The sequence below is a fragment of the Lachnospira sp. CLA-JM-H23 genome, from assembly GCF_040096425.1.
Classification (GTDB): domain Bacteria; phylum Bacillota; class Clostridia; order Lachnospirales; family Lachnospiraceae; genus Lachnospira; species Lachnospira rogosae.
Genome location: NZ_JBBMET010000010.1, coordinates 148,669 through 163,146, shown reverse-complemented (window position 1 = coordinate 163,146; position 14,478 = coordinate 148,669). Strand labels below are relative to the sequence as shown.

The 14,478-nt window shown below is 36.9% G+C and carries 10 protein-coding genes; 1 reads left to right on the top strand and 9 read right to left on the bottom strand.

Annotated features, from left to right (window positions below):
- The 4 genes from WMO42_RS12880 to WMO42_RS12865 form a co-directional block, all read right to left on the bottom strand.
- The coding region (locus WMO42_RS12880; protein WP_349192473.1) for a helix-turn-helix domain-containing protein at window positions 1-61 on the bottom strand (61 nt) is incomplete at its 3' end.
- Between the two features lie 17 nt (window positions 62-78).
- Window positions 79-351, bottom strand: coding sequence for a transposase (locus WMO42_RS12875; RefSeq protein WP_349192461.1), 273 nt, complete (start codon window positions 349-351; stop codon window positions 79-81).
- A gap of 293 nt (window positions 352-644) precedes the next feature.
- On the bottom strand, window positions 645-2,582 hold the full coding sequence (locus WMO42_RS12870) for an ABC transporter ATP-binding protein (protein WP_349192470.1): 1,938 nt from the start codon (window positions 2,580-2,582) through the stop codon (window positions 645-647).
- A gap of 32 nt (window positions 2,583-2,614) precedes the next feature.
- Entirely contained in the window at window positions 2,615-4,357 is a 1,743-nt protein-coding gene (locus tag WMO42_RS12865) for an ABC transporter ATP-binding protein (protein ID WP_349192459.1), read from the bottom strand.
- A 273-nt stretch (window positions 4,358-4,630) separates the two neighbouring features.
- Between WMO42_RS12865 and WMO42_RS12860 the strand changes: the two genes are divergently transcribed.
- Window positions 4,631-5,542, top strand: a complete 912-nt coding sequence (locus WMO42_RS12860; RefSeq protein ID WP_349192458.1) for a LysR family transcriptional regulator — start codon at window positions 4,631-4,633, stop codon at window positions 5,540-5,542.
- Between the two features lie 137 nt (window positions 5,543-5,679).
- Here the strand turns inward: WMO42_RS12860 and WMO42_RS12855 are convergent, their stop codons facing one another.
- The 5 genes from WMO42_RS12855 to WMO42_RS12835 form a co-directional block, all read right to left on the bottom strand.
- Entirely contained in the window at window positions 5,680-6,156 is a 477-nt protein-coding gene (locus WMO42_RS12855) for a small multi-drug export protein (protein WP_349192456.1), read from the bottom strand.
- 106 nt (window positions 6,157-6,262) lie between these two features.
- The gene (locus WMO42_RS12850) at window positions 6,263-10,717 is read right to left on the bottom strand and encodes a PolC-type DNA polymerase III (RefSeq protein ID WP_349192454.1); all 4,455 of its coding nucleotides are present in this window, start codon (window positions 10,715-10,717) and stop codon (window positions 6,263-6,265) included.
- Between the two features lie 36 nt (window positions 10,718-10,753).
- A complete protein-coding gene (gene ispG / locus WMO42_RS12845; RefSeq protein ID WP_022502666.1) occupies window positions 10,754-11,809 on the bottom strand; it encodes a flavodoxin-dependent (E)-4-hydroxy-3-methylbut-2-enyl-diphosphate synthase in 1,056 nt (351 codons plus the stop codon).
- A 19-nt stretch (window positions 11,810-11,828) separates the two neighbouring features.
- Complete coding sequence (gene rseP, locus WMO42_RS12840; RefSeq protein WP_242858667.1) at window positions 11,829-13,307, bottom strand: RIP metalloprotease RseP; 1,479 nt, start codon at window positions 13,305-13,307, stop codon at window positions 11,829-11,831.
- A complete protein-coding gene (locus WMO42_RS12835; protein ID WP_349192452.1) occupies window positions 13,304-14,470 on the bottom strand; it encodes a 1-deoxy-D-xylulose-5-phosphate reductoisomerase in 1,167 nt (388 codons plus the stop codon). Before WMO42_RS12835 ends, rseP begins: the two co-directional genes overlap by 4 nt.
- Between the last annotated feature and the right edge of the window lie 8 nt (window positions 14,471-14,478).

Sequence of the window (14,478 nt, the reverse complement as noted above, 5' to 3'; positions counted from 1 at the left end):
TTGCAATCTGAATTCTTTGTTCGCTATTAGGATATATCCTGTATTTATATGCTTTTAACACCTACTGTCGCCACCTTCCTACCCTTGATTTTCTATATATTTTCGTGGCATCTCTCCTGAAACATTTCCTACACTGCATACAAAATATCCGTCCGTCCAAAAAGTATGTTCTTTATCTGTCTCCATATATCTGATAATGACTTTATGCTTTTGACATATCTCATAAGAAAACTGCTTTATATCATCTGATATTTGTTTTGACATCAGCAATTTCTTTCTATACTTGCATACGAAAATAATATGATACTGTAACAAATATTTGTGTCTGTTTTTTGATTTCCACGTTCCCATAACGCAAGTATAGCACACCCCTCCGCTTCCGGCTACCTTAACCCACCGTCTAAAGCCAGTGGGATTGCGGTAGCCCTATTTCAACTTCTTTAATCTTACAAACAACCTTATACCCTTCGGACACATCTCTTCAAGTTTCTCAAGGCTGTATCTTCTCAAATAAACAACCTAACAGCTTCAGTATTCCTGCAACCACAATACACTAAAAAAGAGGCTTAACGCCTCTTAAATTAAATATTCACTTAATTACAACCGCCAGCCTTGGTAATACATTTTTCACAGCAAGTTTAATACTATGACAACTCAAATGCTCCTGTATACAAGCTGTAATATGTTCCCTTACTTGCAATAAGTTCATCGTGTGAACCTCTCTCAATTATATTGCCGTGGTCTAATACCATTATAGCATCTGAATTGCGGACAGTTGAAAGTCTGTGTGCTATTACGAATACTGTTCTGCCCTTCATTAAGTTATCCATACCTCTCTGGACAAGTGCTTCTGTTCTTGTATCAATTGAAGATGTCGCCTCATCAAGAATCATTACTGGTGGGTTGGCAACTGCTGCCCTTGCAATTGATATAAGCTGTCTTTGTCCCTGTGAAAGACTTGCACCGTTCTGTGTAAGTACTGTCTGATAGCCGTCTGGAAGTCTTGTTATAAAGTCATCTGCATTGGCAAGCTTAGCGGCTTTAATACATTCCTCATCGGTCGCCAAAAGGTTACCATATCTTATATTATCCATAATAGTTCCTGTGAACAGGTTAACGTCCTGTAATACAATGCCAAGTGAATGCCTTAAATCGTCTTTCTTAATTCTATCAATGCTTATTCCGTCATAGAATATATTTCCTGAATTAATATCATAAAATCTGTTAATCAGGTTAGTTATAGTCGTCTTTCCTGCACCTGTTGCACCAACAAATGCTATCTTCTGTCCTGATTTAGCCCATAGATTAATATTATTAAGTATAATCTTATTCTCATTATATCCAAATATTACATCATCAAATACGACCTTTCCCCTAAGAAGTATATAACCTGTTGTATTATCAGCTTTCCTACACTTCCAGGCCCATCTGCCGTCTTTGTCAGTTGTTTCTGTAACTTCACCTGCTATAAATACCATTCTGGCATCTTTATTGTCGGCTTCTTTGTTATTAAGTTCTTTATCATCACACTTTACGCGTACTAAAGTAACATTGCCTTCATCTTCTTCCGGCTTTTCATCAATAAGTCCGAATATTCTTTCTGCTCCTGCCAACGCCATAGCTATCATACTAATCTGCTGTGCTATCTGCGATACTGGCATACAGAATGTCTTAGAAAGGTTAAGAAATGCTACTATCATTCCGACAGTAATCCCACCAATTCCTCTTAATGCAAGAAATCCTCCGATAAGAGCAATGAGAACATACTGTAAGTTACCTAACTGTGAGATTGCCGGCATAAGTATGTTACCGTATTTATTGGCATTAGTTGCATCACTGCAAAGCATTTCGTTATTCTTATCAAAATCGTACTTTGCCTCATCCTCGTGACAGAATACTTTAATAACCTTCTGTCCATTAATCATCTCTTCTATGAAACCTGTAACCTTACCTATTGTTATCTGCTGTCTTATAAAATACCTTGCACTTGCCCCACCTATCTTTTTGGATACAATCTGCATAATACAGGTTACTGCTAATACAAGTATTGTAAGCGGTATACTGTTGACAATCATAGACACAATAACAACTACTATTGTCACAACTGCTGAGATGAACTGTGGAAGAGCCTGCGATATGAACTGTCTTAATGTATCAGTATCATTAGTATAATGACTCATTACATCACCATGTGTATGAGTATCGAAATATCTTATTGGAAGTGTCTGCATATGTGTAAACATATCATCACGGATTGCTTTTAAAGTTCCCTGTGATATTTTAATCATCATTTTGTTGTATGCAAATGTTGATAATACACCAACAAGATACAGACATCCAAGCATAATTATTGTCTTTAATAATGGTGCAAATGATGGATTAACTTCTGATAACATAGGTGTTATATAGTTATCTATAAGTATCTGTAAGAATAATGAACTTACTACTACTGTACAGGAACTAATAAGTATACATACAACAACCATAAAAAATGTCAGTTTATGTCTGCCTACAATATATGACATAAGTCTTTTTAATGTCTTTCCATCTATTGATGGCTTCCCTGATTTATTACCAGTCATACTGATATCAGCCTTTTTCTCATTACCTGCCATTACTGCTCATCTCCTTTCGTCTGTGATTCATATATTTCTTTATATATAGCATTTTCTTTTAATAACTGCTCGTGTGTTCCACAGCCATCAATCTTTCCGCCCTCCATTACAATAATGCAGTCTGCATCCTGAACTGATGATATTCTCTGTGCTATTATTATCTTAGTTGTATCTGGTATTTCATCTTTAAATGCTTTTCTTATTAAAGCATCTGTCTTAGTATCAACGGCACTTGTAGAATCGTCAAGAATAAGGATTTTAGGCTTTTTAAGAAGTGCTCTTGCTATACATAATCTCTGCTTCTGTCCGCCTGATACGTTAGTACCACCCTGTTCGATATATGTATTATATTTCTTAGGGAATGTCTGGACAAATGGATCTGCCTGTGCAAGTTCACAGGCGTGTATTATCTCTTCATCTGTTGCCTCTTTATTACCCCAGCGTAAATTTTCTTTAATAGTTCCGGAGAATAATACATTTTTCTGAAGCACCATTGCAACTTCATTTCTTAATGTATAGATATCTATATCCCTTACATCAACACCGCCAATCTTAACGCTTCCCTCTGTTACATCGTAAAGTCTTGGTATAAGCTGCACTAATGAGCTCTTACCGCTTCCTGTTCCACCTATAATTCCTAGTGTTGAACCGCTTGGAATATTGAGGTTAATATTTTTAAGACATTCTTTTTCTTTATCATCTATATAACTAAAGCTTACATTATCAAACTGGATTGAGCCGTCATTTACCTTATCCTCTGGATTGTCACAGTTGTGAAGTGTACTTTCCTCGTCAAGAATTTCAACAATACGCTCAGCCGAAGCTCTCGCCATATTAATCATAACCATAACCATTGATAACATCATAAGGCAGTTAAGAATTGTCATAGCATAAGCTATAAGACTTGTAAGCTCACCAGTTGTAAGTGCTGTAGCTCCTGATGTAATTATCATTCTTGCACCGAACCAGCATAAGAAAAGCATACACGAATATATGCAGAACTGCATAAGCGGCATATTGTATGCAACAATACCTTCAGCCTTTAAGAACATTTTATATATTGCTTCTGATACCCTAGTGAACTTCTTTTCTTCAAAATCTTCACGGACAAAGGACTTAACTACTCTCATACCTGTAAGATTTTCTTCTACTACTTCATTAAGATTATCGTATATCTTAAATACTCTCTCAAAATATATATGCGATCTGCTTACTATTATATAAAGTCCAATACCAAGCACTGGAATTGCAATAAGAAATATTAATGAAAGCTTAGTACTTGTCATAAATGCCGCAATAAGTGCGAATATAAGCATAAATGGTGCTCTTACCGCAATTCTGATAATCATCATATAAGCATTCTGCACATTAGTTACATCTGTTGTAAGACGTGTCACAATACTTGATGATGAGAACTTGTCAATATTTGCAAATGAATACTCCTGAATTTTGTAATACATATCCTTTCTTAAATTCTTTGCAAAGCCTGCCGAAGCTGTGGCACATAGACCTCCTGAAAGGATACCAAATACAAGACCTGCCATTACGCAGAGTATAAGCAAAGTCCCATATTTAACAAGTGCACTTTCATTACCTGAACTTATTCCTGAATCAATCATCTTTGCCATCATAAATGGGATAAGTATTTCAAATATTACCTCAAATACGATACACACTGGTGTCATAATTGATACCATTTTATATTCCCTTATTGAACGGGAAAGCTTTTTAATAATGTCCATATCATTCCTCTTTTCTGTACACAATTGCTACTATACATATGTTACTGGCTGAATATCTTCCCCAATTAACATTGCTATTCTTAATTATTATCATCTGGTGTACACAGACAAATTAATCCTATCAGCGTGAACGATTTTAACACTATTATTAAAAAAATGGAATTTGTAAAAATACAACACCATTAGATTTTTTCTAATGCACTCTTGAAATATTAATATATTATGAACTATAATCAATTATGCAGATTATTTAATATAATTAAGGAGGTTTTTATGACTACACAGCAGTTAGAATGTTTTATAAGAGTTGCCGACAAGCTTAATTTTACAAAAGCTGCACAGGAAATGTTTCTTACAACCCCAACTGTCACACACCATATTAAAAGCCTTGAGGAAGAACTGGGTGCGGCACTTTTTATAAGGACACCAAAAATGGTACAGCTTACCGATGCCGGTGCTGAATTCTATGGAGATGCAAAGGATATCCTTAATAGAATTAATCTTTCAAGCAAGAAGATTGCCAATGTGGTATCCCAGTCATTGTCCTATATAAGAATTGGCTGTACAAGCAATGCCGAATTAAAAGCACTTAAACCAGCATTAAAAGAACTAGGAAAATGTATGCCCGATATATATCCTATGCTGTTTCTGCGTGACTACTCACGTCTTAAGACAATGTTTGAAAGCGGACATATAGATATAATGCTCGTTACTAAAGATATGATTGAAAATACCGATTGCATTTTCAAGCCTATAAAGAATATGAAAAGCTATGCCTTGATATCTGATGACTATAATAAGACTACTGAGGATAATAAAGACTTACATTCAATGTCAGCTATTTCCTTTGATGACTTAAAAGGACACTGCCTTTTACTGCTTAACCAGCGTTTAATTCCTTTCACACAAGGAAATCTTTTACAGGAAAAACTTGTGCTTCATTCACAGGATAATTATCACTTTATATGTGAGAACAGCCAGACAAGTGAGCTTCTTGCACAATGTGGATATGGCATTGCAATACTGCCTGAATTCTGCATTGATACCCCGCTTGATAGCTGCCGCATACTGCCCATTACAGACCAGCGTGAAATACAATACGGAATAGCCTATAACAAGACCCGCTCTACCAAAGACACCAAGAAAATCTGCAACATATTAATAAGTAATCTCAAACCGCAATAAAAAGATTTTACTATTACACAAAATATAATACCGCATATATTCTACAACTTTTATGTCCCATAACCGGATACGCATTAATCTGTAGAATATATGCGGTATTTATTAATTATATTCTTTAATATTATTATACACTATGCTTATGCAAAACTAAATATTGCTGTAAATACTCCTGCTGAAGCAATACCCATTATTATACCGGCAAGCAATACTCCTCCAAGAACAGCAATTACACTCTTCTTAAAGCCCATATCAAGGAAACTTGCTGCAAGTGTTCCTGTCCACGCACCTGTACCAGGTATTGGAATACCAACGAATAATAAAAGTGCTATAAAAAGACCATTCCCAGCCTTCTGCTTTAACTTTTCTCCACCTTTGTGACCCTTTTCAATACAAAATGTAAAGAACCTTCCGATATATTTCTTGTCTGCACCCCATTCAAGAACACGTCTTGCAAAAAGATATATAACCGGAACCGGAAGCATATTACCTATTACACATATTATATATGACTGTAATAATGGAAGCTGCATTCCCTGTGATATAGGAATTGCTCCTCTAAGTTCAACAATAGGTACCATAGATACAAGAAAACATATAAGATATTTTTTTAACATTTTTCACCTCATCAAATTAATTAAACATATATACTGCATCTTTATAATCGTATTCTAACCGCATATATTATATGATGATAACACACTTATATATGTATATGCAATACTATATAACATCAAATAATGATAACTGGTTACTCTCTGCCATCCCGTCAAGAAGTCCAAGCTCACCAAGCTTCTCTATAACCGTCTGTCCAATCCTGGCTCTCTGGCGCAAGTCGTCCTTTGATAAGAACTCACCATCCCTTGCGGCTATCTCTATTGATTCTCCAGCAGACTCACCAACCTTGGATATTACCTTAAATGATGGCATAATCTTTCCATCTATTATCTGAAATGACCTTGCCTTTGCCTTGTATATGTCAATAGGTACGAACTCAAAGCCCCTTGCATACATTTCCTGAACAATACGCATATCCTTAAGCTCATCATCTTCAACATTGGATATCGTGCCGTCTGCTTTCTTAGCTTTGTAGTCATTAATATAATACTCCAATCGTTCCCTTCCCATTGCCATTTTTTCATAATCAAAGGCATTGGCTCTTATACTGTAATATGCACAGTAGTAAGCCAGCGGATAAAACACCTTGCAGTAAGCTACTCGCCATGCCATCATAACGTAAGCTGCGGCATGTGCCTTCGGGAACATATACTGGATTTTATTACAAGACCATATATACCAGTCTGGAACACCGTGTTCCCTCATAATCTGCTCCCATTCAGGTGTAAGTCCCTTACCTTTTCTTACCTTCTCCATTATTGTAAATGCAAGCTCACTTTCAAGTCCTTTCTGGATAAGGTATATCATAATGTCATCTCGTGTACATATCGCCGTAGATATGGTTGCCTTGCCCTCTTTAAGAAGTGTCTGTGCGTTACCAAGCCATACATCAGTTCCGTGTGAAAGCCCTGCAATTCTTACAAGGTCAGAAAAATACTGTGGCTTAGTATCAATAAGCATCTGCATAGCAAAATCTGTACCAAACTCTGGTATTCCAAGTGCACCAAGCTTACAACCGCCAATATCCTCAGGTGTAATTCCAAGTGCCGAAGTATCCTTGAATAAAGACATTACTTCTCTTGAATCCAGTGGTATTTCCAAAGGGTCAATACCTGTTAAATCCTGCAGCATTCTAATCATAGTAGGGTCAAGATGTCCAAGAATATCAAGCTTTAATAAGTTGTGGTCGATACTATGGTAATCGAAATGTGTTGTTACAATTCCACTCTTTACATCATTAGCAGGGTGCTGTACCGGTGTAAATGAATGTATCTCATCACCAATAGGAAGAACTACAATTCCTCCTGGATGCTGTCCTGTTGTTCTTCTTATATCTATACAACCCTCAGCAATACGTTCTATTTCACAACGGCGTTTAACCTTGCCTCTTTCCTCAAGATATTTAAGAACATATCCATACGCTGTCTTTTCGGCAACAGTACCGATTGTACCAGCCTTGAATGTCTGTCCCTTTCCAAATATAACCTCTGTATAAGCGTGTGCCTTACTCTGGTATTCATTAGAAAAGTTAAGATCGATATCAGGCTCTTTGTTACCCTTAAATCCTAAAAAGGTTTCAAATGGTATATCAAAACCTAATTTATTTAACTTATGACCACAATTAGGACACACCTTATCTGGCATATCACAGCCTGCACCACCAGCGAACTTCTTAACTTCCTCTGAATCAAAGTCAACATAAAAGCACTCTGGACAAAGATAATGCGGACTAAGCGGATTAACCTCTGTAATACCAGCCATAGTTGCCGCTAAAGATGAACCAACAGAACCTCTTGAACCTACAAGGTATCCATCATCATTTGACTTCCATACAAGCTTCTGTGCAATAATATACATAACGGAGTAACCATTAGATATAATTGAATTAAGCTCACGCTCAAGTCTTTCTGTAACAATCTGTGGAAGTTCTGGTCCATATATTTCGTGTGCCCTGTTATGGCATATATTCCTTAACATCTGATCTGAATTCTCAATTACAGGAGGACGTTTATCAGGACGTACCGGACTAATCTTCTCGCACATATCCATTATCTTATTCGTGTTAGTTACAACTATCTCATATGCCTTATCATTTCCAAGATAATCGAACTCCTGAAGCATTTCCTCTGTAGTATGCAGATACAGTGGTGGCTGGTTATCCGCATCGTCAAAGCCTTTTCCTGCCATAATTATTCTACGGTATATTTCATCTTCTGGATTAAGAAAATGCACATCACACGTTGCAACTACAGGCTTGTCGAACTTTTCACCTAAAGATATGACTCTTCTGTTAAGATCTCTTAAGTCCTCCTCGTCTTTAACGTAATAATCTTCCTTCTCAATCATAAAACTGTTATTACCGATTGGCTGCACCTCAAGATAATCATAGAAATTAACTATTCTTGCAATCTCCGCATCTGATCGTCCATTTACCATAGCACGGAACAACTCTCCTGCCTCACACGCACTTCCTATTATAAGACCTTCCCTGTACTTATTAACAAGGCTCTTTGGTATCTTGGGAAATCTGTTAAAATACTGCAGATGTGAAGCCGACACAAGCCTGTACAGATTAATTCTTCCCATCTCATTAGAGGCAAGTATTATACAGTGGTACTGGTGAAGCTTCTTAATTGACTCATCATCAAGCGTTCCCTCTTCATTAAGCTTATCAAGTGTATATATATCCCTCTCATAAAGCATCTGCACAAGCTTTAAGAATATATGTGCTGTTGCCTCTGCATCATCAACCGCCCTGTGGTGGTTATCAAGCACAACATTAAGATGCTTGGTTAATGTATCAAGCTTATAATTATGTAATGCCGGTATAAGGAACTGTGACAAAAGCACTGTATCTATATAAGTAGGTGCAAATTCTATCCCCATTTTCTCAGCATTATTAATTATAAAACTCATATCAAATTCCGCATTGTGGGCTACCATAACACAACCCTTACAGAATTCTATAAAATCAGGCAGTATCTGCTCGATAGTTCCTGAATTCATAACCATCTGGTCATTAATACCTGTTAAATTCTCAATTCTAAAAGATATAGGTATCTGTGGATTAACAAATGTTGAAAATCTGTCTACAATCTCATTATTCTTAATCTTTACCGCACCTATCTCTATTACCCTGTCTACCAAGGCCGAAAATCCCGTTGTTTCCAGATCAAATACAACGAATTCCCCTTTAAAGTCCTGTCCAGCCGGATTAATTACTATCTTCCTGGTATCATCGACAAGATATGCCTCAACACCATATATAACCTTAAAATCTAACTTCTCACCTTTTTTCTTATACTTAAACTCCAGATCCTGCATAGTGTGATAAGCTTCCGTGAACGCCTGCACAACTCCGTGGTCAGTAATCGCAATTGCCTTGTGTCCCCAGCTTATCGCCTGCTTTATTATATCCTTGGCATAAGATACACCATCCATATCACTCATCTTGGTATGGCAGTGAAGCTCTACCCTCTTATGAAGTGATAAGTCATTTCTTACTGACCTGTTATCACTTCCTTTTCGTATTCCTGACACATTGGCTATAGTAATCTCCTGATCATACTTATCCATTGAAGCTATGCCTTTTATCTTAAGAAAATTACCCTTTTTAATGAATTCATAAAGATCTGGAAGCTGTTCATTTCTTGCAAACATTTTCACTACAATGCTGTCTGTAAAATCTGTAACAACGATAGATAATATAGTTCTTTCGTTTCTTATCTCTCTTGTTTCTATGCTTCTTATCATACCATTTATGACAACTTCACCTATTGGCGATTCTATCTGTTCTATGGCAGTAACTTCATCGTCAAAGTCCCTTCCATATAATATATCTGTATTAGCTGGCTTTCTATAACGTGTAAGATCTTTTCCAGAAGCTCCTCTTTCATTAAAAAATGCAGCGGCTTTAGCTTTCTGTTCGGCATACTTTTTGTTCTTCTCTGCCCCATTATCGCTCTTGGCTTCTTCGCCTGCTGCCATAAAGTTATCTTCAATCTGCTTAATTCTAAGATTAAGCTTATGTTCATTTTCTTTCTCATAACGCTTCTCAAGCTTGGCAACATACTTATATTCAACATCTATCTCAAAGCCAAAACGGTTAAGAAATATAAGCTGAAAATATTCCTTAAGGTCATCTGCATAGGTTCTTGCAAGAAATCCGTCCTCTAATGTAAGCACAAGCAGGTCATCCTTTTCAAACTCCCACGTTGAATTCTTTAAAAGATTATACTCAAGTGTCCAGTATTTCTCCAATTCAAATAATATGCTGTCATAATACACATCCATTATTGTCTGTGGCGTATACTGCTTTGACAGATTATATCTGTCTATAATTCTTACATCCATATTCTGTATACGGAATATCTGCTTTTTAAGGGCATCTTCTACCCTGTATATTATCTTCTTGCTTATAACCCTGTCATTCTTTATGTATACTCTCGCCAATGAGTTCGTTGATGTCTTGGATACTCTCGTAACCTCAACATTTTCCATATACATACCAATATCCTCTGGCAGTTTTAATGTCTTAAATACTTCAAAAAATCTACGCATCTTTAACCAACACCTTCTGCCAAAGGATAATAATAATCAGTCTTTCCAATTATCTAATTCGTCCTTCAGCACTGCTAACAGTTTATCTTCTTCAAACTTCTTAATTATTTCGCCATGCTTTATAAGAACACCACAGCCGTCACCACCTGCTATTCCTATATCAGCCTCCTTAGCTTCTCCAGGGCCATTTACAACACAGCCCATAACAGCTATCTTAATATCAAGGTCATAGTTTCTAACAAGCTCCTCAACCTTTGAGGCAAGACCGATAAGGTCAATTTTAGTTCTTCCACAGGTAGGACAAGATACAACCTCAATACCACCTTTTCTTAAACCAAGTGTCCTAAGAATAAGCTTAGCTGCCTCTATCTCCTTTACAGGGTCATCTGTAAGTGAAACTCTTATTGTATCACCTATGCCCTGTCCTAATATAAGCCCAAGACCTATTGATGACTTAATGCTTCCGCTGAATAACGTACCCGACTCGGTAATTCCAACGTGAAGCGGATAATTAGTCTTCCTTGCTATAAGTTCGTGTGCCTTAACACACATCATTACATCTGACGATTTAATGCTTATAACAAGATTATCATAACCAAGATCTTCTATAATCTTTACTTTATCAAGTGCACTCTCAACAAGTCCTTCGGCTGTAACACCGCCATATTTCTCTATAAGGTCTTTCTCAAGTGAACCACTGTTGACCCCTACTCTTATAGGGATATTCTTAGCCCTGGCAGCATCTACAACAGCCTTAATCTTATCTGTTCCACCGATATTGCCTGGATTAATTCTTATCTTGTCAGCACCATTATTAATTGCCTCTATTGCCATTCTGTAATCAAAATGTATATCTGCAACCAATGGAATATGAATATGCTTCTTAATCTCCTTGATTGCTTTAGCGGCATTAATATCTGGAACTGTACATCTTATAATATCACAGCCTGCTTTCTCTAAAGCCAGTATCTGGCTGACAGTTGCCTCAACATCATCAGTTCTTGTGTTAGTCATAGACTGAATCATTATAGGATTGCCGCCACCGATTAACTTATTGCCTATTTTTACAACCTTTGTATTATCTCTATACATATTAAGCCTCATTTCTTAATTAAAAAAGTCCTCTTATATCTTTAAACATAACATATATCATAAGAACAAATAAGAATATCATACCAACAAAATGCACCATACCCTCGTGTTCTTTCTTGACCGGCTTGCCTCTTAATACTTCAAGTATAAGAAATACAAGTCTTCCGCCATCAAGTGCCGGTATTGGAAGAAGGTTCATAACGCCAAGGTTGGCACTTATAAGTCCTGCAAGATTTAAAAGATTAAGGATTACATAAAATGTTCCATCTGCCTTGCTTTCTTCTACAATATTACTCATAGCACTTACTGTTCCGACAGGACCAGAAAGATCATTAATCCCCACCTGTCCTGTAAACATCATTCCAAGGCTCTTAACTACAGTATTAACACTATATCCAACTTCCTTAAATGCATAGCCGATTACTGATATAGGCGAAACCTTCTGTCTTGCCCCATAACTTGCAAAGCCTGTATAGTAATATTCATTCTCTACAGAATCCGGTGTCACATTTAACTGCATTGTACTACCATCTCTGTTTATTGTAATATCAACACTCTCGCCATTACACTGTCCTACAAGCTCAATAATCTTGGTACTTCCGTCAACTGCAACGCCATTAACCGCTGTTATTATATCACCCTTCTTAATCCCAGCCTTCTGTGCTGGTGTTCCGTCAGATACGCCTGCTATTGTCCCATTCTGCTCTAAAGTAACACCCATCTGGTACTTCTGCTGTTTAACATATTCAGGAGTAAGAGTTGTTGTATATTTCTGTCCATCTCTTTCATATGTTATATTCATAGTATCATCAGCGTGGTACACCCTATAGAAAGAATAATCCCTGTAAAATGTTATCTTCTGGTTATTAACCTTTATAATCTTGTCACCTTCCTGAAGCCCTGCACTTACCGCTGGTGAATTATCATATACAACATCAACCATACAAGGGTCATAGCCTATACTTCCAATAATTACAACCGAGCAGACAAATGCCAGTATAAAGTTAAATATTGGTCCAGCTGCTATAACTGCAATCCTTGCCCACACTGATTTATTAGCAAATGATTTGGACATATCATAGCCAGCTTCCAGTGCTTCCTGCTTTTTCTTCTCAGACATATAGCTTCCAGCCGATGTATTATCAGATGAATACCTTGAAGTATTGCCAAAGCCATTATCTTCTGCTGTTTTACCATTGCAAAAGTCATTATCCAACTCGCTTCCAGCTTTGCCAGTATTATTGCCTTCTGTTGCATCTTCCTGCTCATCATCATCTGCCTCTAAGAAATCCTCACCAAGCATTATACAGGCTCCACCAAAAGGAAGCAGCTTAAGACTATATTCTGTTTCACCTTTCTTAAAATGTATAAGCTTAGGTCCAAATCCAAGTGAGAATTCCACAACTGTAATTCCATTTGCCTTAGCTACAATAAAATGTCCAAACTCGTGTATAATTATGATTATGCTTAATACAAGTATCGCTAATATTATATTTATAACCACTCTGCTCCTCCATTCTTCAAACGGTTTTCTATCATTTCATAGACTGTCTGTTCTGTTTCTAATATTTCGTCTACAGACGGATTATCAATATAACGTACTTCATTCATTGCATACTCTATAATATCAGGTATATCAAGATACTTTATCTTTCTGTCAAGGAACTTTGCAACTGCAAGCTCATTTGCCGCATTAAATGCTGTTGGAATGTTACCGCCCTTATCAGAAGCTGTATAAGCAAGCTTAAGTCCTTTAAATGTATCCATATCAGGCTTTTCAAATGTAATATTGCCAAGTTCAAAGAAATCCACTCTCTTAGTATTAAGCTCTCTTCTATGAGGATAATAGAGGGCATACTGTATAGGAAGGCGCATATCAGGACTTCCAAGCTGTGCCATTATTCCTCCGTCAATGAATTCAACCATAGAATGTATTATGCTCTGTGGCTGTACAACCACAGTGACCTTAGATGATGGAACATTGAATAACCACTGTGCTTCCATTACCTCAAGGCCTTTATTAACCATAGTTGATGAGTCTATTGTTATCTTTCTTCCCATAGCCCAGTTAGGGTGGGTAAGTGCATCCTCAACTGTCACATTTACAAGGTCAGCTCTTTTCTTTCCTCTGAATGGACCGCCTGATGCTGTAAGAAGTATTCTTTCAACCTCCTTAGGATATTCTCCGTTAAGTGACTGAAATATCGCTGAATGTTCGCTGTCTACAGGATATATATTAACATTATTGTCCTTAGCAAGCTTCATTATAATATGTCCTGCTGTTACAAGTGTCTCCTTATTGGCAAGTGCAATATCCTTATGTGCTTCAATTGCTTTAATCGTTGGAACAATGCCCATCATTCCAACAACGGCCGTAAGAACAATATCAGCTTCTTTATGTGTTGCCGCTTCTATAAGTCCCTCATCACCATACACTATCTTTACATCAATATCTGAAAGCAGAAGCTTTAACTCGCCCGCAAGCTTTTCAGTTCCAATACATACCAAAGATGGTCTGAATTCCCTTACCTGTTCTGCTAATTCTTTCACTCTTGTTCCTGCTGCAAGTGCAACAACCTTTATATCTTTATTTCTTCTAATAACATCTAAAGTCTGAGTTCCTATTGAACCAGTCGAACCTAGAACTGATATTCCTCTCATTATCTACA